Source organism: Camelimonas sp. ID_303_24, assembly GCF_053543495.1.
Window position 1 is genome coordinate 1 of sequence record NZ_JBLLJM010000031.1, and the last position, 21,679, is coordinate 21,679.

Genomic DNA, 21,679 nt, shown 5'->3' on the forward strand with positions numbered 1-21,679 from the left:
ATCAGGCGGGCGATGTGAGCCGCATCCTCGCCGCCGCCAGCGCCCCGCCGCCGCATCCTTGAACCGCCGCGTTCGCGGAGCCAGAATTGTCAGCCACCCCGGCCGTGAGCTCACGGCATGGGGACACAAGGAGTCGCTATCTTGAAGAAGGTGTTTTCCATCGCCGCCGCGCTTGCCGTCATGCTCGCCGCCCCGGCCATCGCCGCCGACAAGCCGTTTGAATGCCCTGCGATCAAGGCGGGCGAGGAGCCGGCGGCGGTCAAGGATCTGCGCCTGAACTTTGGCAAGCTGGACCCGCTGAACGAGCCGGCCGCCCTCAACGCCGCCGTCGACACGCTGCGCAAGGCCGGGGCCAACCGAACCCTGGTGATCGACAACCTGATCAGCGCTTACTGCCCGGTGGTCGCCGCCAACACGGCGCTCAACAACCAGCAGAAGGCGACTCGCGTCCAGCGTTTCGCCACGGTTGTCGTGCCGCTGGTCTACGGACTGGAGAGCGCCGAGGAAATCATCCTGAATGTGCCGCTGCCGTCGTCGGTGATCGACGCCGTCACGGAAAAGGCGCGCGCGGCCAAAATCTCGCCTGAGGAATGGGCGGCGGGCGCCGTGGAGCGCGCACTCGGCGCCAAATAAGTCCAGGGTTCTCGTCAATCAGGGCCCTGGAGCGCGTGCTCCAGGGCTCCGTAAGGCATCTCTCCTCGCGGATCAGGTCATGAGATGCGCGGCCGGGAGGGCTGCCCACGATGTCGTTTCAGGGGGACGTCAGGCTTCATGGTCGGGACAGCGATGTCGCAACAGGCTGATGCGCCTTCACTGAATGACGCGGCTGCAGTACGGGGCGCCGGGGTGTACCAGTTTCGCTTTGTGATGCTCGCCGCGTTTGTCGGCGCTGTCATTGGGCTGATCGGCTCCGGCTTCCATCTCGCCATCGACCATCTGTCCGCCTGGCCGCAATGGCTGGCGACCCGGGTTGCGCCTGACCAGCGCATCTGGTGCACCATGGGCGTGACCATGCTGGCGACGGTGCTCAGCGTATTTCTTGTGCGCCGGTTTGCGCCGGAAGCCGGCGGCAGCGGCGTCCAGGAACTGGAGGGCGCGGTTCAGGGCATCCGCGAAGTGCGCTGGCAGCGGGTGTTGCCGGTGAAATTCGCCGCTGGCGTCGCGGCGATTTCCTCTGGCCTTGTGCTGGGGCGCGAGGGCCCTACCATCCATATCGGCGCCTCGGTTTCCGCCGCCGCGGCCGAAGCGACGCGCTGCACGGAGATCGAACGGCGCGGCCTGCTGGCCGCCGGAGCAGGGGCTGGCCTGGCCTGCGCCTTCAACGCGCCGCTGGCCGGGGCGCTGTTCGTGCTTGAGGAAACCCGCAAACAGTTTCCCTATTCATTCCGCACCTACATGGGCGTGATCGCCGCGGCCATCACGTCGACGATCGTGACCCAGGCCATCGCTGGAACCCGCGTTGATCTGCCGGTGATCGGCCAGCAGGCGCCATTGGCCAGCCTGCCGGCCTTCGCGTTGCTTGGCGTCGTGCTGGGCGTGCTGGGCGTGGCGCTGAACGCCGCCCTGCTCGCGACGCTGGATCTGGCCGCCGCCTGCAACCGGCGCGTCCCTTATCTGTGGCCGGCGCTGGTCGGGCTTGGCGTTGGCGCCCTGCTGACGCTGGCGCCGCAAACCGTCACCGGCGGCGAAACCGTCATCATGAAATGGGCTGCCCAGACCCCGGCGCTGCCGATGCTGCTGACGTTCGTCGTCATGCGGTTCATCACCATGGTGGGCAGTTATTCGGCCGGAACGCCGGGCGGGGTTTTCGCGCCCATCCTGGCGCTGGCCGTCTGCGCCGGCATGGCGTTTGGCGTTCTGGTCGAGCTGGCCGTTACCCAGGCCGGGTTTATTGGCGCTCCCGGCGATGGGGCCTCGCCGCTGGCTTTCGGCATGGCGGCGATGGCCGCCCTGTTCACGGCCTCAATCCGCGCGCCGCTGGTTGGCGTGGTGCTGGCGCTGGAGTTGACCGGCTCCTACGGCCTGACCCTGGCCATGCTGTGCGCCTGTCTCACCGCCAATTTGACGGCGCAGTGGCTCGGCGGGCGTCCGCTATATGAGCAATTGCTGGAGCGGACGCTGCGGCTTGAGGGCAAAACGCTCCCGCCGGAGGGCGCAGCGGTGGGGCTCGCATCCGCGCCCGGCGGCCGACCAGCCGCAGACCCGTCCCCAGGGCGCGATTGAACGCCGGCGTCGCGACGGACCCAATTCCGGTTGACAATGGTCCGCGCCCGGCGCCGATCATGGCGCATCTGGCGTGCTGAAACATCGTCCGGGGCTGCCGTGCCGCGGCGCCAGACATGATGCGGCGGCGCGCTTGAGCCGGATTCCAGGAGGGGCGGGGCGTTTGATGGACCAGCAGCGGCCGATGGTGCGGGAGTTCCGGCAAATATTGCTGTGGCCGGTGCAACTGTCGCCGCTGTCCGGGGCCGACGCCAGTCTGCGGCATGGCGAGCGGCTGGCGCGGCTGGCGAGCCGGTGGGAGGAAGCCCCGGATACATTCGCCGGTGAGGGGAGCGGGTTCGAGGAGCGCCACTACGCCGAGTTCGCCGCTTTCATGCCGGCGGTGCAGCGCTTTCTTTACGGTGAGGGCGACCAGCCGCGCGCCGGCGCCTCCTGGGGCGCCTCGCCGGTGCGCATCTTCCGTCGTCGCGACGTGGCGACCTTGCGGGCGCAGTTTAAGCCGGAGAGCCCGCCGGTCGACTTTACGGTTATTCGCGCCGCGCTGTATTTTTTCTACGACATTGATCTTGCCATTATCACCATAGAGCTGCTCTGCCGCGATCTGACCCTTGACCAGGCGCAGGAAGCGCTGTTCCGGCTCGGCCGGGCGTACCCCACCACCTGGGAGGCAGATGGCTCCGGAACCAATTGTTGCGCCAGCATCAGCCTGCTGGACGCGGATGGCGCCGCGCTGGCCGCGTCCGACTACGCGCAGAAAGCGCGCTATCTTGATTTTGTCCGGGCGCACCGCACGCCCCGCATTGCGTCGCACTGGCAGTACCTGATGCATCCGCTGGCCCCGGAGCATGAGCAGCCAGGGAACGATCAGCAACTGATCCGCTTCCGCCCGCTCGAGCATCAGCGCCTGCCGACATTCGCGTGCCTGGCGGTGGATGATCCGCTGGCGATCAGCCGGGAAGACTGGATGCGGCTGGCCCTGGTCGCCCCCTCCGGCCCCAGGGGCGTCGCGCCCTTCGCGCCGGGCTTCCTGGCCGATTTCGAGGCGCGCTATTGCTACGACCGGTTCTGGGAGCCGGCGGGCGGGCACAACCAGATCACCACCCGGATTTTGTGTTCGGGCCAGGCCTTCATCATGGTGGGCGACGCGGCTGATCCGCGCTTCGCCGACCCGGTGACTGGCATCACCTGCCAGTTCCGGCGGCAGTATTTTCTGCTGGGCCTGATCGCGCACGTCCATCGCGCGGCCTTGCTGATCTTCCGCGACCGGCTGGTGACGGCGATCAGCGGCCTGACGGATTATGCGCCGGAAACCGTGAAGCGCTTCAAGCGCGGGGTGCGGCTGACGCATGAGAATTTCCTTCGCTTCGGCCATCGTTACTGGTTCCAGGAGGTGTCGAACCAGGCCCCGGCGCACGACCTGTTCGCCATGTGGAGCCGGCATCTGGAGCTGAACGGGCTGTTCGCTGAAGTGCGGCAGGAGGTGCTGGACATGATCGACTATCTCGACAGCGATTCCTTCCGCCGCCAGGCCAACACGGTGGTGCGCCTGACCGTGGTGACGTTCTTTGGCCTCATCGGCTCGCTGACCGTTGGCTTTATCGGCGCTGGTCTGGTCAGCGTTTCCGGCCGGGGGGCGCTGGAGAAGATCGCCCACGTGCTGGCGGTAATCATTCCCGTGTCGGCGCTGATTTTGTACACGGCCAAAAAATCGCACCGCCTCGCCGAGTTTCTCGACGCCATTTCCGACGAACGGCACACGTTCTCCTACAAGGCGCGCGCGTTCCTGCGCATCTGGCGGCGTAGCCCTCCCCGGCCGCCACACGGCTGACTTCCGGTTGCGGGAATGCGGCGGCCAGCCCGCCAGCGCTCAATAAAGCGGTGCGCTGGCGTTTGGCGCTGGCATGGATCGGGCCGGTTGTGCTCCTGTACGGCAAAACGCGAACGCTGGCGCGGTGCGCCGGCCTGGGGGAAGTAATGGTCAGCAGCTCAAAGGGCCCGCAATTCCGGATGATTGATGCCAACGGCATCCGCCTGCGCGCGGCAGTCGCGGGGGAAGGGCCGCTGGTGGTGCTCGTACACGGCTTTCCCGAAAGCTGGGCGGCGTGGCGACATCAGATCGGCCCCATCGCCGAAGCCGGGTTCAAGGTTTGCGCCATCGACTGTCGCGGCTATGGCGGCAGCGACAGGCCCCATCCTGTCGAGGCCTATGATCTGGAAGCCATGACCTCGGACATCGCCGGCGTCGTGGCTGCGGAAGGCGGCGGCGCGCCTGGGGTGCTGATCGGGCATGACTGGGGCGCCTATCTGGTGTGGAATACGGCGCTGCTGCATGAGAACAGGATCCGCGCGGTGGCGGGCCTCTCCGTGCCGTTCATGGGCGTGGCCGAGCGGGCGCTGATTGATGCGGTGAAGCCGGTTTACGCGGATCGCGGCAAGTTCTTCTATCAGGATTATTTTCAGGAGCCGGGCGTGGCCGAGGCAGAGGCTGAGGCGGATCTCAACGCCTTTGTCCGGCGGTTCTATTTCTGGCTCGCCGGCGAGGCGCCGGATGGGCTGGGCGACAACCGTCCGGCCAGCGCCCGCCTGCTTGATGGCCTGCCCGATCCGCAGCCCTTCCCTGGCTGGATGACCGGCGACGACATTGCTTATCTGGTCAGTGAGTTCCGCCAGAGCGGCCTGCGCGGACCGCTGAACCGCTACCGCAACCAGCATCGCGACGTTGCGTTCATGACGCCGTGGCGCGGCCGGCGGATCCAGCAGCCGGCGCTTTATATCGGCGGCGCGCGCGACGTCGTGCTCTCCATGGTCCCGGGCCTGGACATGATCGCCGCCATGCGCGCGAGCGTTCCCAACCTCGCCGACGCGGTGATCCTGGAAGGCTGTGGTCACTGGACCCAGCAGGAGCGTCCTGAAGAGGTGACCGCCGCGCTCGTCGGCTGGCTGAAGAGCCTGCCCGATCAGCGTTGACCGGGGAAATGACAGCGGGCCCCAGATGGGGCCCACTCTTGCTGCGCGGACCCGTCGCCGCGCCGCGCGTCACGGATCGCAGGCCGCCAGTTGCGGCGCCTGGGACCGGCTGCCGCTGAAGGCCAGCAGGAGACCGGAGGCCGCCAGCAGGCCGCCGGCGATGATGACGGCGGCATAGCCGAGGCCGAGACTGATGACCGCTGCGCCGAGGGCGGCGCCAAGGGCGTTGCCGAGGTTGAATGCGCCGACATTGATCGAGGAGGCAAGTCCTGGCGCTTCGGAAGCCGCCTCCATCACCCGCATCTGCACTGGCGGCACGATGGCGAACGCCGCCGCGCCCCAGACAGTCAGGCCGATCGCCGCGCCCACGTGGCTGGTCAGCGCCAGCGGCAGAATGAACATGATTGTCGCCAGGGCGCCCAGAAAAATCATCGTGGAGCCGTCGGGCGACCAGTCAGCCAGCTTGCCGCCCAGCCAGTTGCCGATGGTGAAGCCGACGCCGATCAGCACAAGGCCGAGCGTGACGAAGCCGCCGGATGCGCCGGTCATTTCCGCAAGAACCGGAGCCACATAGGTGTAGAGCGTGAACATGGCGCCAGCCCCCATGACGGTGGTCGCCATCGCCAGCAGCACCGCGGGCCGCGCCAGCACGGAGAGTTCGCGCTTCACGTCCGGCATCGCGCCGGGCTCTCCCTTTGGCAATGCGAACCACAGGGCCGCGATCGCAACGAGGCCGATCAGCGCCGTGCCGGCGAAAGCCAGGCGCCAGCCAATCTGCTGGCCAATCCAGGTCGCGGCGGGAACGCCGCCAATGTTGGCGATGGTCAGGCCCATGAACATGGCGGCCACGGCGCTTGCCTGCCTGTCCTTTGGCGCGACGCTGGCGGCGACCACGGCGCCGAGGCCAAAGAACGCGCCGTGATTGAGGCTGGTGACCAGCCGTGCGGCGAGCAGCGTGTAATAGCCCGGCGCCATGGCTGACATCAGATTGCCGATGGTGAAAATGCCCATCAGCAGCATCAGCGCCGTGCGCTTGCCAAAACGGCTGAACGCCAGCGTCATCACCGGCGCGCCAACCATGACGCCAATGGCGTAGGCGCTGATCAGCAGGCCGGCGGTGGGGATCGACACATCGACCCCTTTTGCGATGACTGGCAGCAGGCCCATTGGTGAAAATTCGGTTGTGCCGATGCCGAATGCTCCCATGGCCAGCGCGGGCAGCGCCCAGCGGGCGTGGGAGGCGGTTTCGGCTGGCGCAGCCGTCAGGGATGTGGCGTTCATGGCTAGTGGTCCTCAGGCGCCCCATGCCGGGGAGGGCCCGGCGGGCTGGCGATCCGGGCTGCTCTGACACTGGCTGCCTCAGGGGGCGAAGCAGCGTCGATTGTCATGATCGGCGAGATATCCCGCCGCCGCCCCCTTGATAATCCGCCTGGTCTCCACATCATTTGTGAAACAAAATCCAGGACAGGTGGCGCATGGACAATCGCGCGGGGGAGATGCAGGTCTTTCTGCGGGTGGTCGAGACGGGCAGTTTCTCGGAGGCGGCGCGCCTGCTGCGCATGACGCCGTCGACCGTCAGCAAGCTGGTTTCGCGCATCGAGGCGCGGCTTGGCGCGCGGCTGGTTGAGCGCTCGACCCGTCGCCTGGCGCTGACAGCGGAGGGCCTGATCTATTACGAGCGCAGCCAGGCCCTGCTTCATGAACTGGACGAAGTGGAGCGTGAACTCTCGCAAGGCGCGGCGGCGACGGGCGGCGCGGTCCGGGTGAACGCCTCGGTCGCGCTCGGCGCGCTCTGTCTGGAGCCTCTGCTGCCGGATTTCTGGCGCGCCTACCCCAATATCGTGATCGACCTGTCGTTATCCGACGAGATTGTCGATCTCTACCTTGATCGCACTGACATCGCCTTCCGCACCGGGCCGCTGCCGGATTCAGGCATGATGGCGCGCCGCATCGGCGTGGCTCATCGCAAGATCGTCGCCGCGCCCGCCTACCTTGACCGTTACGGCGCGCCGAGGACGATCGAAGATCTGGCGCGGCACAATTGCATCGGCTTCAATTTTCGCCGGGCTGCGCCGGTGTGGCCAATCAGCGAGAGCGGCCGGATCGTGGATCGCGCCGTGCGGGGCTCGCTGCTCGCGAACAATGGCGAAACCGTGCGGCGCATGGCGCTGGCCGGCGTAGGCCTCGCCCGGATGGGCGACTACCACGTGCGGGCTGATCTTGCTGCCGGACGCCTCGTCGAAGTGTTGGCAGACGTGATGGCGCCGGACGAGGAACTGATCCACGCGGTGTTCCTGGGCGGGCGGCGCATGCCCCAGCGCGTGCGCGTTTTTCTCGATTATGTCGCGCCCCGCCTCCAGCAGGCGCTTGAGGAAACAGGCGTTTAAGGGGCGCGGGGCGCCGTCCTCAACCGGCAGCGCCCCGGCAGGCTCAGGCGCGCCCGAGCGCCAGGCCGACGCCGCCAAGCGTCATGGCGATGGCGACGGCTTCGCGCAGGCCCAGCGGCTCCCCGAGCACGACTGCGGCGGCGACCGTGGCGATCGCCGGCACCAGCAGCATGCCGGCGGCTGCGCCAGCCGGCGGCAGGCGGCGCAGCGTGGCGAACCAGGTCAGATAGCAAAGCGCCATGGGGACCAGCGTCATGTAAACGAGGCAGGCGAAACCGGTCATGGTCAGGGCCTGATACGACGGCGCCTCAAACGCCACGCCCAGCGCCAGCATGGCGAAGCAGCCAATGCCAACCTGCCACGCCACCGCCGTAAAAGGCGGCAGCGGCAGCGGCGTCCGGTTCAGGATGTTGCCCAGCGCGAACAGCACCGCCGCCGCCAGCGACAGGGCGATGCCCAGCATCCGCTCCCCGCTGAAAGAAAAACCGCCGCCGCCCAGCAGCAGCGAAACGCCGGCCAGGCCCAGCAACACGGCGGCGACGTCGCGCAGGGTGGGGCGGGAGCCGCGCAGCGGCCAGGCCAGCAGCAGGGTCCAGATGGGCATGGTGTAGACGATCAGCGCGCCTTCGCCGACGGAGATGAATTTCATCGCCACCGTGGTCAGCCCCATCCACGCGAAAACATTGGTGAATGAGGCGAACAGCAGTTGTGGGATCGCGGCGCGCGGTATGACGAGCGATTGCCGTCGGCTGATGGCGATGGCGGCGAGAATGCCGGCGGCGGCGACGCCCGCGCCCCCCCTGGCGAACAGGGGCGGCCAGTCGCGCAGCAGGATTTTCATCAGCGGCCAGTTGAGCCCCCAGCCGATCGCCGTGACGCCGAGACAGACAAGGCCGGTCAGCCGCGCCCGCCGGGCTGCGTCCATGGCGGCAATGTCTGGTCCTGCGGTCATGGGGGGCCTGAACCTGGAAATGGGGTCCTGAACTGGAAGCGCGTCGCCGGTTTGCCCGGCGACATCCAGTCATCCGGCGTGGCGGAACAGGTCTCGCAGGCTAGAAGCAGGCCGCGCCGAGATCAATGCGCTCCCTGGCATGTCGCTGCTGCATGGGCGCGATCGCATGGGCAAGCGATCACATGGGCAAGTGATCGCATGGGCAAGTGATCGCATGTGGCATCTGGGGTCCCTGCTGCCGCGAGGCGCGCGCTCAACTGCCGGAATGGAGCGTCAGGGTCATCGCGCATGCGCGTTGAGCCCGAACTGGGGGGGGCCAACGAACCGTATGCGGACAGGATGACGTCGGCGGGTTTCGTCAACGGAAGACTACCTTATATTCTTGAAATAATTTGATAATACGCTTTCCTGGCGCGAAGCGTCCATAAAGGTTGCTTATGGCGGTATACAAAATTTGTTATTTCTCTTTACGCCGACCCCATGACGTAATCTGATGTGGATCAGACAGCGGCTGGCGCCCCCGGTCTATCTGCCCATTGGCCTGCGGATCGATTTGTCCAGGCTGACCGGGGAAGGCTTCAGGGCCAGCATTTACCTGGTGCGATGCGTTCACATCGCCGGTTCGTCAGGGCGGTCAACAGCCCGGCGCGGGTGGAAACAGACAGTGGAGCGGGCATGACCCAGGCAGAGATCGCGATTGGCCGGCGCCGGTCGGCGGGAAGCCGACGGAAGTTGCAATCACAGGAGCTGGCGATCTTCGCCATTGCGGCGCTGCTGGCTCTGGTTTTCGCGGTCACGCTGCCTGGCTTCGCCACCATCAACAATATGCTCACCCTGGCGCGCAGCGTTTCCGTGCTCGGCGTTCTCAGCCTCGCCATGGCGCTGGTGGTTATCGGCCGGGGGCTCGATCTGTCGCTGATCGCCAGCATGGCGGCCGGCGCGGCGTCGGTGATGGCCCTGCTGGGCGCAGGCTACGCCTTTCCGGTGGCGGTTCTGGCCGGGCTGGCCGTGGCGCTGGCGATTGGCCTGGCCAATGGCTGGGTCATCGCCTTCATCGAGGTGCCGGCGCTGTTCACCACGCTGGCCATGTCGCTGCTGGTGTTTGGCGTGGCGCGTTTCGCCTTCAAGACCGTGCTGGTTTATCCGCCGGCTGACGCCCACGCGTTTCTTTTCCTCGGCCAGGGCAAGCTGTTTGGCGTGCCCATGCCGATCATCGTGTTCGCCGTGACGGCGGTGGCGATGCACCTGTTCCTGTCGCGCACCACGCCCGGGCGCTTCACCTATGCGCGCGGCGACAACCCGGAGGCCGCCCGGCTGACCGGCGTCGACGTGCGTCGCGACATCATTATTTCCTACATGCTGGCCGCTGGCCTGAGTCTGCTGGCGGGTCTGGTGTCCGCTTCGGCCACCGCCAGCATGAACCTGCAAATCATCACCGGCACCATGATCTTCGACGTGGTGCTGGTCGTGGTGCTCGGCGGCGTCAGTCTCGTCGGCGGGCGCGGCAGCGTGTTCAGCGTTCTGGCCGGGGCGCTGCTGATCGGCGTGCTGCTCAACGGCCTGACCATCATGAACGTCAACAACCAGATGCAGGACGTCGTGCGCGGCCTGGTGCTGCTGGGCGCCATCATTCTGGATAACCGCCTGCACCCGCGGGACGAGGAAACAGCCCGCCAGGGCGACTGAAGCCACCACAGACAACAAACAGGGGGAGACTTCCATGCGCGTATCCAGAGCGTTTTCCAGCGGCGTCGCCCGTGCGTCCGGCTCCTTCCGGCGCGCCGTCGCCGGCTCTGTCCTGGGCGGTTGCTTCGCCCTTGCGGCATTGACAGCCCCGGCTGTGGCCGCCGACGCGCCGAAACCTTCGAAGAATGCGCTGGAGTTGCAGGCCAGGGCCGAAAAAGCCCTCAAGGGCAAAACCATCGGCTGGGTGCCGGTGACCCTCGGCATTCCGCTTTCGGACGAATGGACCGCCACCATGAAGCAGGAGGCCGAGAAACTCGGCATGAAGCTGGTGGTGCGCGATCCCGGCTGGAACGCCACCGCCCAGTTGCAGGCGGTTTCCGCGCTGATCGGCGAGAAAGTCGACGTGCTGGTGGTGCAGAACCCCAACGTCCAGTTGCTGGCCCGCGAACTCAAGCGCGCCAATGAGGCCGGCATCTATGTGGTTCAGGTCAACATGGCCTCCAACTACGACGGCGACGCCTATGTTGGCGCGGACTTCATCCGCGTCGGGCAGTTGCTGGGCGAGGACGTGGTGAAGGCCTGCGGCAAGGGTTCGGGCACGTCGGGCAAGGTGCAGATCATCCAGGGCGAACTCACCGCCACCGCCAGCCTCGACCAGCTCGCCGGCCTGATGGAGGCGCTGAACAAGGACGACGCGATCAAGGTCGTTTCGAACCAAGCCGCCAATTGGGACGCGACCAAGGCGCTCGACATCACCTCGTCGGTCATCCAGCAGCACCCGGACCTGTGCGCCAGCGTCGGTTTCTGGGGCGTGATGCAGCGCGGCGCCTCGCAGGCCCTGAAGACCGCCGGCAAGCTTGACCAGGTCAAGAGCTACGCCTCCGGCGAGGGCGGCCCGGCAGATTGCGACATGCTGCAACAGGGCCTTCTGCACAAATACATGAACTACCAGGCGCGCCTGCAGGGGCACGACATCATCCAGACCATCAGTTTCCTGCTGCAGAACGCCGACAAGCCAGGAACCAAGCACATCGCCAACTTCAGCCAGCTGGTGATGCTCGACAAGGAAACCGGCAAGGGCGACGCCTGTTACAGCGCGCGCAAGTAACGGCTGGAGCGGACGGCGTTTGGGCCGCATCGCTCCACCGCTCCAATCCTTTGATTTCGCATGATTTCTCGCGAATAAGTGGATCCACTTGTTCACATCATGCTCCAGCAACCACCAGCTCCGGGTGAGGCCCGCGCCGCCGCCCGGATGTCGCAGGGCGTTTCCAGCCGACGCGCAGGCGGGCGACGCCCTGTTCTTCCGGATCCGACGCATCTCGCCGCGAAGCCGCCGCTCCGCGCAACGCCATGCGCCACACCAGAAGGATGCTGTCAGTGCCGGCCCGGTTGCCGGACCTGACCGCAGGCTTTCTCAGGGAACCCCTCATGTCGGTCGTGACGTCGCCCACTCCGCCCAGTTCATCATCCAGCGATACGCTGAAGGCATTGCGTTACCGCTTTTCCGCCAAGCTGTTCCTGTCAGAGTTGCTGGCGAAGAACTGGATGGAGCCCATTGTCCCGTTCACGCTCATGCTGGCGCTGCTGGGCTATTTCGCCGCCACGGTGCCAGGGTACCTCTCCGTCGACAACCTCCAGCAGATGCTGAACCTGTTCGCGGAAATCGGCCTTGTGTCGATCGCCATGGGCTTTGTGATGATCTCCGGCGGCATCGACCTCAGCGTCGGCGCCATTTTCGCCGTGACCAATCTCGCCGCCCTGATCATGTTCAAGATCTTTGGCTGGCCGGTGCCCGTCGCCGCCGTGTGCACGCTGCTGCTCGGCGCCGGGCTCGGCGCCATCAACGGCTGGCTGGTCGGCTATCTGAAGGCGCGTCCGTTCCTCACCACCCTCGTCACGCTGATTATCCTGCGCGCCGTGTTTGATATGATCAGTGGCCGCTACGCCACGGATTTCGCCACCTCCGACGTGGAAAGCCCGTTGTGGGACTTCCTGGGCGCTGGCCGGATCCTCGGCGTTCCGACCAACGCCGCCGCGCTGCTGCTCGTCATCATCATCGGCCACGTCTATCTCAGCCGCTCGCGCTGGGGCTGGCATATCACCGCCGTGGGCTCCAGCCGCAAGGCGGCGCGCCATGCGGGCATCCGCGTCGAGCGGGTGCTGTTCGGCGCCTATGTGCTCTCCGGCGTGCTGTGCGCCCTGGCCGGCCTGTTCTACGCGGCGCGCCAGAACAGCGCCGGCTCCGATACCGGGCAGGGCTGGGAGTTGCAGGCGCTGACGGCGGTGGTGCTGGGCGGCATCTCGCTGGCCGGCGGACGCGGCACCGTGTTCCGCGCCTGCCTCGGGGCCATCATTGTCTTCCTGCTGATCAACGGCTTCGTCCGCCTTGGCCTTGAAGGCTATCTGACCCTGTCGGCGCTGGGCCTGGTGCTGCTGGTCGCCGTCGGCGTTGACGTCAAATGGGCCAAGAACCGCGGCAAGGCGATCCAGAAAATCTACGTCAACCCCACCTGGCTGAAACTGCCGCCGACGCCGTCGATCGCGCGCGGATCGGATTCTCCCTTTGCCGAGAATGACCGTCTGTCCCACGCCGAGCCGATCGGGCTTGGCCAGGTTGAGGGCCCGGAAGACGTCATTCTCGACCGGCAGGACCGGCTGTATACCGGCACCCGCGAAGGCTGGATCCTGCGTTTCTCGGGGCCGAACTTCGAGCACCGCGAAATCTTCGCGCGCATCGGCGGGCGACCGCTGGGCATGGCCTTTGACAGGGATGAAAACCTGATCGTCTGCTCCGGCGGCATGGGCGTTTATGGCGTCAGGCCGGACGGCGAGGTTTTCAAGGTCACCGACGAGACCAACCGCACCTGGGGCAAGCTCAACGACGACTCGCGCCTGCGCCTCGCCGACGACCTGGACATCGCCCCGGACGGCAAGATCTATTTTTCCGAAGCCACCATCCGCTACGAGATGCACTCCTGGGACATGGACGGCATCGAGGGGCGCGGCAACGGCCGCATGATCTGCTTTGATCCCGCCACTGGCCAGACCCGCACCATCATCAAGAACCAGCGCTTCCCCAACGGCGTCTGCGTCGCCCATGACGGCCAGTCGGTGCTGTATTGCTCCACCTGGCTGTGCAAGGTGTTCCGCTACTGGATCGCGGGGCCCAAAAAAGGCCAGGTCGAAACCTTCACCGACAACCTTCCAGGCTACGCCGACAATATCAACCGCGCCTCGGACGGCGGCTACTGGCTGGCGCTGGCCGGCATCCGCTCGCCCGCCTACGACCTCGCCATGCGCAACCCGGATTTCCGCCTGCGCATGGTGAAGGAAATTCCGCGCGACGAATGGCTGTATCCCGGCCTCAACAACGGCTGCGTCGTCAAGCTCGACGCCAATGGCAAGCCGGTTGAAAGCCTGTGGGACCCCAGCGGCGCCCTGCACCCGGCCGTCACCTCAATGCGCGAGCATCGCGGCTGGCTGTATATCGGCGGGCTGGAGAACAACCGCATCGGCCGCGTGCGCCTTGAGGGCGCGGACCCGGACTGGACCGGCCAGGATTCCTATTGGGGCAAGCCTTCTGGCCAGGGCGGACGGCGGGAGAACTGAGCATGGCCTTTTACAGTCACATGCTGCGCAATGTGCGCCAGATCCTGTTCCGCGACGCGGACCAGCACGCCATCCCGTCCATGGACGGGCCGCTGGGCCCGAACAGCGAACTCGACGCCTTCACGCCGGTTTGCGATGATCTGACGGAGGTCGGCGATATTGTCGCCGGTCCGGACGGCCTTTATGTCGCCAATGGCCACGAGGTCGTGCTGTTGGCCAGGGACGGATCGCGCGCGGTGATCGCCCGCTTCGAGGCGCCGTGCGGCGCCCTGGCGCTGCATCCGGACTATCGCGTTCTGGTCTGCGTCGAGGGCCTGGGGCTTGCCGCGGTGCGGGCCGATGGCGACGTGGCGTGGCTCACCGAGGCGGGCGGCGCGGCGCTGAACTGCCTCACGGCGGTCGCGGTGGCGCCGGATGGGGCGATTGTCCTGGCCAATGGCAGCGCCCGCCATCCCGCGGCCGACTGGCTGTGGGACCTGATGGAGAAGAACGCCTGCGGCCGGATCGTTGTCTGCAATGCCAGGCTTGGCGATGCCCGCGTCGTCTTTGACCGGCTGGCCTGGCCGCACGGCGTCGCCTTCGCGCATGACGGCGTCAGCCTGTGGTTCACCGAAAGCTGGGCGCATCGGGTCAGCCGCGCGCCCTGGTCATCCGGGGGGCCGGGCGCCCGCGAAACTGTTATTGGCAATCTGCCCGGCTATCCGGCGCGGCTGTCGGCGACGGCGGACGGCGGGTTCTGGCTCGCGATGTTCGCCCTGCGGACCCATCTGGTGGAGCTGGTGCTGACCGAGGACGGCTTCCGCAAGGAGATGATGATGACGATCCCGCCAGAACTGTGGATCGCGCCGCAATACGCCTCCGGCCGCAGCTATCTGGAGCCGCTGCAGGGCGGCGGCATGCGCAAGCTTGGCATCCTCAAGCCGTGGGCGCCGCCGCGCTCTTATGGCTTCATCGGTCACATCGACGGCCATGGCGACTTCGACCGCAGCCTGCAAAGCCGCGTCGGCGGCCAGAACCACGGCATCGTCAGCGTCGTGAAAAGCGGCGACGATCTTCTCATCGTGTCGAAAGCGCGCGGTCAGGCGCTGGCCTGGCAGGATCAGAATGGGGGGAGGCGGCAATGAACAGCCCCGTCGATCATCAGAAAACCGCGCCGGCAGACGCGCGCACGGGCGCTCCGGTGCTTGAGGTGCGCAATGGCTCCAAGGTCTACGGCGGCGTCCACGCCATCGAAGACGTGAGCTTCGACCTGTACCCGGGCGAGGTGCACGCCCTGGTTGGCGAAAACGGCGCCGGCAAATCGACCCTGTGCAAGGCCATCGCCGGGGCTATCCAGCTGTCGGCCGGCGACATCCTCATCGACGGCAAGCCGGTGAAGTTTTCCCGGCCCGGCGACGCCCTCGAGGCCGGGGTTTCCATGGTCTACCAGGAGACCTCGCTGGTGCCGACAATGACCGTGGCGCAGAACCTGGAGCTGGGCAACGAGCCGCTGCTGACGCGCTTCCGTTCGCTTAACATCCAGGCGCAACAGTTGCTGCAATCGCTGAATTTCCATGTTGAGCCAACCGCTTATGTGGCGACCCTTGGCGCAGCGCGCCGGCAGATGGTGGAAATCGCCCGCGCGGTGAAACATCAGGCGCGGGTTATCATCTTCGACGAACCAACGGCGACGCTGACGCCGGAAGAGATCATGCATTTCTTCCATCTGGTCGAGGATCTGCGCGCCCGCGGCGTGGCCATCATCTACATTTCGCACGCGCTGGAAGAGGCGCTGAAAATCTCCGACCGCATCACCGTGTTGCGCGACGGCCGCCACGTCATCACGGCGCCGACGCGGGAGCTGACGCGGGCGGACATCGTGCGCCACATGGTAGGGCGCGAGGTGAGCCAGGAGCGGCCGCAGCGTCCGCCCGCCGCGGCCAGGGCATTGCGTGAGAAGGTTCTCACCGTCGAAAACGTCACCATGGGCACGGCGGTGAAGAACATGTCCTTTACCCTCTACGCCGGCGAGGTGGTCGGCATGGCGGGGCTGATTGGCTCGGGGCGCACGGAAATCGCCCGGGTGGTCGCCGGTGCGCTGAAGCGCAACCTCATCAACGGCGGCAAGATTTATCTGCGCGGCAAGCCAATTCGCTATCGCACGCCGCGTCAGGCGATTGACGACGGCATCGTCTACATCACCGAAGATCGCAAGGTCGATGGCTTCTTCGAGACCATGGCGATTGACGACAATATCTATATCGGCCGCCTGGCGACGAAGCAGGGCTGGACCTTCGCGCTCAACGCCGGGGACCGCAATCGCATCGCCTCCGAACTCATAAAGCGCCTGCGCATCGCGGCGCTCGACAGCCGCGCAAAGATCATCGAACTGTCCGGCGGCAACCAGCAGAAGGTGGTCGTCGCCAAGGCGCTGGCCCAGGAGCCGCAGGTGGTGATCTTCGACGAACCGACGCGGGGCGTCGACGTGGGCGCCATTCCCGAAATCCACGCCGCCATCCGCAAGCAGGCGGAGGAAGGCAAGGCTGTGCTGGTGATCTCGTCCTATCTGCCTGAAATTCTCTCGGTGTCGGACCGCATCCTTGTGACCCGCATGGGGCGCATCGCCGCCGAGATCGACGCGGCGGAAGCGGACGAGCAGAAAATCATGTACGCCGCGATCCATTAGCGCCTGCCGGGCCCAGGCCCCGGCCTGGCAGCGCATCTTTCGCCCGTTGCCGGGTCGCCAGGCTGACGCTGGCCAGGCGGCCGGCCATGAGGCCGGCGAAGGGGGAGTTTTGGGGGAACCGGGTTGACAGTTTTGATCATATAAGTTGATATCAACCTATATCGCAAACAGTTCACCGGGAGGACCCAATGAAGATCGTCACCAGCCTCAGCTTCCAGGGCCAGTGCCGCGAGGCGTTTGAATTCTATGCGAAAGTGCTCGGCGGCAAGATCACGGCCGCCTTTCCCTATGGCGACGGGCCGCCCGACATGCCGATCACCGACGAAAAATACAAGTCATGGCTGATGCATTGCTGGCTGGAGGTGGGCGACCAGGCGCTGATGGGCGCGGACATGGACGTTGCGTGGGCGTCCAATATCGACAAGCCCAAGAACGGTTTTGATGTCACCCTGCATACGGAAGACAAGGCTGAAGGCAAGCGCTGGTTCGACGAGCTGTCCGCCGGCGGCGCGCAAATGATGCCGTTCGGCGAAACCTTCTGGTCGCCGGGCTTTGGCTCGCTGGTCGACCGTTTCGGCATTCCGTGGATGGTCAACACCATTCCGCCGGCTGGCTGGACGCCGACGCAACAGGGGTGAAGTCCGCTCCACGCGGCGCCGCGCCAGGGGCGCCATCAGCCTGGAGGACGCGCCATGACGCATTCCTATCGTTGGGTCATTGTCGCGGCAGGCGGCCTGCTGGGCTGCGTCGCGGTCGGCGCGATGTTCTCGTTGCCGGTTTTCCTGCGGCCCATGGCCCAGGACACCGGGTGGTCAATCACCGGCATTTCGGCGGCGATGACGGTCGGCTTCCTCGCCATGGCGGCGGCAAGTCTGGTCTGGGGCGGCCTTTCCGACAGGTTCGGCCCCCGTCCCGTGGTCCTCGCCGGCTCGATCATTCTTGCCGCAAGCCTTGCCCTTGCCAGCCGCGCCAGCTCGCTCTTCGAATTCCAGTTGCTGTTCGGCGTCCTGGTGGGCGCCGCCACCGCGGCGGTGTTCGCGCCGATGATGGCTTGCGTCACCGGCTGGTTTGACACCGGGCGCGGCCTCGCGGTGTCGCTGGTTTCCGCTGGCATGGGCATGGCGCCCATGACCATGTCGCCGCTGGCGGCGTGGCTGGTCACGACCTTTGACTGGCGCATGTCCATGCAGATCATCGCCGGCATCGCCGCCGTCGTGATGATCCCGGCAGCGCTGCTGGTTCGCCGTCCGCCAGCGCTTGAAGGCGCCGAGACCGGGGCAGGCGCGGACGACGGGCAACCAGGCATGACGGTGCGACAGGCCATGGCCTCGCCGCAGTTCATCACCTTGATGCTGGCGAATTTCTTTTGCTGCGCGACCCACTCAGGGCCGATCTTTCACACGGTCAGCTATGCGGTGACCTGTGGCGTGCCGATGATGGCGGCTGTCTCGATCTATAGCGTGGAGGGCGTGGCCGGCATGTTCGGGCGCATCGGCTTTGGTCTGGCCGGCGACCGGTTCGGGGCCCAGCGCATTCTTGTTCTTGGGCTGCTGGCCCAGGCCTTTGCGGTTCTCGCTTATGCTTTCGTCAATCATCTGGGCGCCTTCTACGCCGTCGCGGTGATGGTGGGCTTCATATACGCCGGCACAATGCCGCTTTACGCGGTGATCATCCGGGAAAACTTTCCACTGCGCATGATGGGCGCGATCATTGGCGGAACCGCCATGGCCGGCAGCCTGGGCATGTCGACGGGGCCCCTGCTGGGTGGCCTGATTTACGATCATTTCGGCAGCTATGCGCCGATGTACGCCGGTTCCTGGGTCATGGGTCTCGCCGCCATGATGATCCTGACGACGTTCCGGCCATTTCCGCAGCGCCAGACGGCGGTGGTCGCCGCCTGATGGACCGCCGGGGAACATGGCGCGGGCTGACCCCACAATCGCGTGTGGTCGGTTCTGCCGGCAGATCCGGTGATCTATAGGTAGCAGGTTCTCCAACCGGACGTCCGGGAGATGGCTGTGGACCTTGCTACGCTTGTCGCCGCCATCGCCCTGTGGTCGTTGATCCAGGGCGGCATTTTTCTTGTTCGCTGGAACGGCCTGCCCGATGGCCAGGAGCTGTTCTGGTTTGGCGCCGGCTTTGTCACTGTTGGCGTTGGCGCGGGGTTCATGGGCGCCAGATACTTCGGCTTTCCTTTTCTGCTGACGAATGTCGCGGCGAACATCCTGCTGTTGACGGGCACATCCCTGTTTATTCAGGGCGCCCGGGCGGTTGATGGCATGAGGCCTGTCCCCCTGCTGCTCGCGGGTCCCGGGGTTATCTGGGCCATCGCCAGCATGTTCGCGAGCTTTCGCGCCGATCCCCACATGGCGACCCGCCTGTATTCCCTTCTGTCCCTGACCCTCGTGGGGATCGCCGGGGCGCAACTCATTCGTGGCGGGCTGACGCTCTGGGGACGGCGCATCCGGCTGGGGCTCTGGGTTTTCGTGGCCAGCGCCATGCTGATCCGGATCGTCCATGTCGACGAAATGATTCCGGGCCTGCAGGACAGGTACGCGGCGACAACCTGGCATGTCATTTTTCTGAGCATGTCGGCGGCGTCGATCGTATCCATCGGCTACATTAACCTGGCGCTGTCCGAGAGCATCGGCAGAATTGGCGCCTTCACGCGGGCGCTGGAGCACAATCTGTCGGTATTGACAGCGCGTGGGAGCCAGTCGCCGGAGGGGGAGGCGCGCGAAGCCGGGTTTTTGTGGTCGCTGCGCATTGACCGCCTGCTGTTCGAGCGCGCGTCGGCGGGGGAATTCGGCGAGGCGGATATCCAGGCCATCGCGCAGGCCATCGCCGTCTGTTGTCCGGGAACGGTGGCGTTGCGGCGCGTCGGCGCTGACAGGCTCGTCTGGTGGACAACGGCCGGGGCCGGCAACGAGGCGGACAAGTTGCGCGCATTGACAGGGATGCTGGCCGCCATCGCGGCGCGTCCGACGTTTCCGGCCATCCCCATGAGCTGTGGCGTCGCGCCGGTCAGCGGATATGACCTTGCCGACGCCGCGGCCGCCGATCGCCGGGCGCTGGGCATCGGCGTCGGCGGCCTCGCGTGGCGGACGGTCGGCGCCTGATCAGAATGGCGGACAGCCCCCCTGGAGCCATTGCCGCTCAGTACGGGCCGGAGGCTGCCGGCGCGGCGCGCATCAGCATGCCGAACAGGTCGCGAGGGTCGTCCGGGTCGGCGAGCAGATCAAGTTCTTCATAGAATTCCGGCGTCAGCTGGTCGCGAACGTAGCGCAGGGCCGAGAAGTCCTCGATGGCGAAGCCAACGGAATCGAACAGGGTAATTTGCTGCGCGGAGGCGCGGCCTGGCGCTTGCCCCGTCAGCACGCGCCACAGCTCGGTGGCCGGATAGTCCGCCGGCAATTGCTGGATTTCGCCCTCCGTGCGCGTTTGCGGCAGATGTTCGACGAATATGTCAGCGCGCAGCAGCAGTTCGCGTTGCAGTTCGGTCTTGCCGGGACAATCGCCGCCAACCCCGTTGATGTGCGCGCCGGCGCCGACCATGTTGTCGCTCAAAATCACCGCGCGCTGCTTGCTGGCGGTGGCTGTTGTGATGATGTCGACGCCGGCCACGCAGTGCTGGACGCTGTCGCAGATCGTGAGATCGAGCCCACGCCGGGCCAGATTGCGGGCGCACTTGAGGCTCGCGGCCCTGTCGATGTCGTAGAGCCGCAGACGGTTGACGCCGAGCAGCGTCTGGAAGGCGATGGCCTGGAACTCCGCCTGGGCGCCGTTGCCAACGATGGCCATGGCGCGCGCATCGGGGCGGGCCAGATAGCGGGCGGCCATCGCCGAGGTCGCTGCGGTGCGCAGGGCGGTGAGCATGGTCATTTCGCTCAACAGCATCGGATAGCCGCTGCCGACGTCGGCCAGCAAGCCAAACGCCGCTACGGTTTGCAGCCCCTGGGCGGCGTTGCGCGGATGGCCGTTGACGTATTTGAAGCCGTACAGGGCTCCGTCGCTGGTTGGCATCAGTTCGATCACGCCATTGCGGCTGTGCGAGGCCAGACGCGGCGTTTTGTCGAAAACCTCCCAGCGCCGGAAATCCTCCTCCAGACAAGCGCCAAGCCCGGCCAGGAAGGCTTCAATGCCGATGGCGTGGATCAGCCGCATCATGCTGTCGACGCTGACGAACGGCACAACATTGCGGGCGGGCGCGCTCATGCGAAGCTCCTGGTCGGACGGTCGAGCACGCGCCGGCCGAGCAGGCTGGCGACAAGATCGACCATCAGGGTCGCCGTGCGGCCCCGCTCATCGAGAAACGGGTTGAGCTCGGCCAGATCGAGGCTGCCGACGAGGCCGCTGTCGCACAGCATTTCCATGATCAGGTGCGCCTCCCGCACAGTGGCGCCGCCCGGGACGGTTGTGCCGACCGCCGGGGCGATGCCGGGGTCGAGAAAATCCACGTCGAGGCTGACGTGCAACACGCCGCCGGCTTCCGCGACCTGCTCAAGAAACGCCCGCAACAGCGGCGCCAGGCCGCGCTCGTCGATGGCCCGCATGTCGTGGGTGATGGCGCCGCTCCGGGCGATAGCGCGCCGCTCATCGGCGTCAACGCTGCGCAGCCCCATCAGGCAGACATGGGCCGGATCAACGCGCGCCTGAAGATCGGGGAAATAGCCGGAGAATCCAGGAAGTCCGCAGGCATAGGCCAACGGAACCCCGTGCAGATTGCCGGAAACCGAGCTGTCGAGCGTGTGAAAATCCGTATGGGCGTCGAGCCACAGCACAAACAGCTTGCGCCCGCTTTGCGCGCACAGGCGGGCCCGCGCCGCCAGGGTTCCGGCGGACAGGCTGTGGTCGCCGCCGAGGCAGATGGTCAGGCCCGCGTCGCCAGCGCGCCAGACTGCGTCAGCGATCGCCGTGGTCCAGGCGGCGACCGCTGACAGGTTGCGGAGGGCGGGATTGGGGTGCGCCATCGGCAGCGGGGCGATGGCTGTCGGCCGGATATCGCCATGGTCGATCACCGTGTGCCCCAGCCCGGCGATGGCCTGGAGCAGGCCGGCGGTGCGATACGCCGCCGGCCCCATGATGCACCCGGGGCGGCCGGCCCCGTCTTCCACTGGCGCGCCAATAATGTTGCAAATCATGCTCATGCAGCCGCCCGTTCCGTTCGACATGTGGCGCCTCTCGAGG

At 66.3% G+C, this 21,679-nt stretch carries 17 protein-coding genes; 13 read left to right on the top strand and 4 right to left on the bottom strand.

Going from position 1 to position 21,679, the window contains the following annotated elements; genetic code table 11:
* Window positions 1-141 precede the first annotated feature (141 nt).
* From ACERNI_RS16790 to ACERNI_RS16805, 4 genes are all read left to right on the top strand, one after another.
* Window positions 142-633, top strand: coding sequence for a hypothetical protein (locus tag ACERNI_RS16790; RefSeq protein ID WP_448834392.1), 492 nt, complete (start codon window positions 142-144; stop codon window positions 631-633).
* Between the two features lie 234 nt (window positions 634-867).
* Window positions 868-2,223, top strand: coding sequence for a H(+)/Cl(-) exchange transporter ClcA (gene clcA, locus ACERNI_RS16795; protein ID WP_448834412.1), 1,356 nt, complete (start codon window positions 868-870; stop codon window positions 2,221-2,223).
* Window positions 2,224-2,389: 166 nt separating this feature from the next.
* Window positions 2,390-4,051, top strand: a complete 1,662-nt coding sequence (locus ACERNI_RS16800) for a hypothetical protein (protein ID WP_448834393.1) — start codon at window positions 2,390-2,392, stop codon at window positions 4,049-4,051.
* 179 nt (window positions 4,052-4,230) lie between these two features.
* On the top strand, window positions 4,231-5,190 hold the full coding sequence (locus tag ACERNI_RS16805; protein ID WP_448834394.1) for an alpha/beta fold hydrolase: 960 nt from the start codon (window positions 4,231-4,233) through the stop codon (window positions 5,188-5,190).
* Between the two features lie 69 nt (window positions 5,191-5,259).
* On the opposite strand, the gene ACERNI_RS16810 is transcribed toward ACERNI_RS16805, so the two are convergent.
* Window positions 5,260-6,471: an MFS transporter gene (locus ACERNI_RS16810; protein WP_448834395.1), complete on the bottom strand. Its 1,212-nt coding sequence runs from the start codon at window positions 6,469-6,471 to the stop codon at window positions 5,260-5,262.
* Between the two features lie 194 nt (window positions 6,472-6,665).
* Here ACERNI_RS16810 and ACERNI_RS16815 point away from each other — a divergent pair, with 194 nt between their 5' ends.
* Window positions 6,666-7,577, top strand: coding sequence for a LysR family transcriptional regulator (locus ACERNI_RS16815; protein ID WP_448834396.1), 912 nt, complete (start codon window positions 6,666-6,668; stop codon window positions 7,575-7,577).
* A gap of 43 nt (window positions 7,578-7,620) precedes the next feature.
* Here the strand turns inward: ACERNI_RS16815 and ACERNI_RS16820 are convergent, their stop codons facing one another.
* On the bottom strand, window positions 7,621-8,529 hold the full coding sequence (locus tag ACERNI_RS16820; RefSeq protein ID WP_448834397.1) for a DMT family transporter: 909 nt from the start codon (window positions 8,527-8,529) through the stop codon (window positions 7,621-7,623).
* Between the two features lie 675 nt (window positions 8,530-9,204).
* On the opposite strand from ACERNI_RS16820, the gene ACERNI_RS16825 reads away from it, so the two are divergent.
* The 8 genes from ACERNI_RS16825 to ACERNI_RS16860 all read left to right on the top strand — a co-directional run bounded on the left by ACERNI_RS16825 (window position 9,205) and on the right by ACERNI_RS16860 (window position 19,611).
* Window positions 9,205-10,215 carry an ABC transporter permease gene (locus ACERNI_RS16825; RefSeq protein WP_448834398.1) on the top strand — a complete coding sequence of 337 codons (1,011 nt, stop codon included), beginning with the start codon at window positions 9,205-9,207 and terminating at the stop codon, window positions 10,213-10,215.
* Between the two features lie 34 nt (window positions 10,216-10,249).
* Complete coding sequence (locus ACERNI_RS16830) at window positions 10,250-11,323, top strand: sugar ABC transporter substrate-binding protein (RefSeq protein WP_448834399.1); 1,074 nt, start codon at window positions 10,250-10,252, stop codon at window positions 11,321-11,323.
* Between the two features lie 323 nt (window positions 11,324-11,646).
* The gene (locus ACERNI_RS16835; RefSeq protein ID WP_448834400.1) at window positions 11,647-13,827 is read left to right on the top strand and encodes an ABC transporter permease; all 2,181 of its coding nucleotides are present in this window, start codon (window positions 11,647-11,649) and stop codon (window positions 13,825-13,827) included.
* A 2-nt stretch (window positions 13,828-13,829) separates the two neighbouring features.
* Window positions 13,830-14,951 (top strand): SMP-30/gluconolactonase/LRE family protein, encoded by a 1,122-nt coding sequence (locus ACERNI_RS16840; RefSeq protein WP_448834401.1) that lies wholly within the window; start codon window positions 13,830-13,832, stop codon window positions 14,949-14,951.
* Window positions 14,948-16,492 carry a sugar ABC transporter ATP-binding protein gene (locus tag ACERNI_RS16845; protein WP_448834402.1) on the top strand — a complete coding sequence of 515 codons (1,545 nt, stop codon included), beginning with the start codon at window positions 14,948-14,950 and terminating at the stop codon, window positions 16,490-16,492. Before ACERNI_RS16840 ends, ACERNI_RS16845 begins: the two co-directional genes overlap by 4 nt.
* A gap of 188 nt (window positions 16,493-16,680) precedes the next feature.
* Window positions 16,681-17,130, top strand: a complete 450-nt coding sequence (locus tag ACERNI_RS16850) for a VOC family protein (RefSeq protein ID WP_448834403.1) — start codon at window positions 16,681-16,683, stop codon at window positions 17,128-17,130.
* 54 nt (window positions 17,131-17,184) lie between these two features.
* Window positions 17,185-18,393, top strand: a complete 1,209-nt coding sequence (locus ACERNI_RS16855) for an MFS transporter (protein WP_448834404.1) — start codon at window positions 17,185-17,187, stop codon at window positions 18,391-18,393.
* Between the two features lie 117 nt (window positions 18,394-18,510).
* The gene (locus tag ACERNI_RS16860) at window positions 18,511-19,611 is read left to right on the top strand and encodes a hypothetical protein (RefSeq protein WP_448834405.1); all 1,101 of its coding nucleotides are present in this window, start codon (window positions 18,511-18,513) and stop codon (window positions 19,609-19,611) included.
* Window positions 19,612-19,648: 37 nt separating this feature from the next.
* Here ACERNI_RS16860 and ACERNI_RS16865 read toward each other — a convergent pair whose 3' ends face one another.
* Entirely contained in the window at window positions 19,649-20,707 is a 1,059-nt protein-coding gene (locus ACERNI_RS16865) for an ornithine cyclodeaminase (protein ID WP_448834406.1), read from the bottom strand.
* Entirely contained in the window at window positions 20,704-21,633 is a 930-nt protein-coding gene (gene rocF / locus ACERNI_RS16870) for an arginase (RefSeq protein ID WP_448834413.1), read from the bottom strand. The genes ACERNI_RS16865 and rocF overlap by 4 nt, the downstream gene beginning before the upstream one ends.
* Window positions 21,634-21,679 lie beyond the last annotated feature (46 nt).

Excerpts from the sequence above, each read along its gene's own strand:
- ACERNI_RS16810 (WP_448834395.1), bottom strand. The coding sequence starts at position 6,471 with ATGAACGCCACATCCCTGACGGCTGCGCCAGCCGAAACCGCCTCCCAC.
- ACERNI_RS16835 (WP_448834400.1), top strand. The coding sequence starts at position 11,647 with ATGTCGGTCGTGACGTCGCCCACTCCGCCCAGTTCATCATCCAGCGAT.
- ACERNI_RS16820 (WP_448834397.1), bottom strand. The coding sequence starts at position 8,529 with ATGACCGCAGGACCAGACATTGCCGCCATGGACGCAGCCCGGCGGGCG.
- ACERNI_RS16800 (WP_448834393.1), top strand. The coding sequence starts at position 2,390 with ATGGACCAGCAGCGGCCGATGGTGCGGGAGTTCCGGCAAATATTGCTG.
- ACERNI_RS16850 (WP_448834403.1), top strand. The coding sequence starts at position 16,681 with ATGAAGATCGTCACCAGCCTCAGCTTCCAGGGCCAGTGCCGCGAGGCG.
- clcA (WP_448834412.1), top strand. The coding sequence starts at position 868 with ATGCTCGCCGCGTTTGTCGGCGCTGTCATTGGGCTGATCGGCTCCGGC.
- ACERNI_RS16830 (WP_448834399.1), top strand. The coding sequence starts at position 10,250 with ATGCGCGTATCCAGAGCGTTTTCCAGCGGCGTCGCCCGTGCGTCCGGC.
- ACERNI_RS16865 (WP_448834406.1), bottom strand. The coding sequence starts at position 20,707 with ATGAGCGCGCCCGCCCGCAATGTTGTGCCGTTCGTCAGCGTCGACAGC.
- ACERNI_RS16855 (WP_448834404.1), top strand. The coding sequence starts at position 17,185 with ATGACGCATTCCTATCGTTGGGTCATTGTCGCGGCAGGCGGCCTGCTG.
- ACERNI_RS16845 (WP_448834402.1), top strand. The coding sequence starts at position 14,948 with ATGAACAGCCCCGTCGATCATCAGAAAACCGCGCCGGCAGACGCGCGC.
- ACERNI_RS16825 (WP_448834398.1), top strand. The coding sequence starts at position 9,205 with ATGACCCAGGCAGAGATCGCGATTGGCCGGCGCCGGTCGGCGGGAAGC.
- ACERNI_RS16805 (WP_448834394.1), top strand. The coding sequence starts at position 4,231 with ATGATTGATGCCAACGGCATCCGCCTGCGCGCGGCAGTCGCGGGGGAA.
- rocF (WP_448834413.1), bottom strand. The coding sequence starts at position 21,633 with ATGATTTGCAACATTATTGGCGCGCCAGTGGAAGACGGGGCCGGCCGC.
- ACERNI_RS16815 (WP_448834396.1), top strand. The coding sequence starts at position 6,666 with ATGGACAATCGCGCGGGGGAGATGCAGGTCTTTCTGCGGGTGGTCGAG.
- ACERNI_RS16840 (WP_448834401.1), top strand. The coding sequence starts at position 13,830 with ATGGCCTTTTACAGTCACATGCTGCGCAATGTGCGCCAGATCCTGTTC.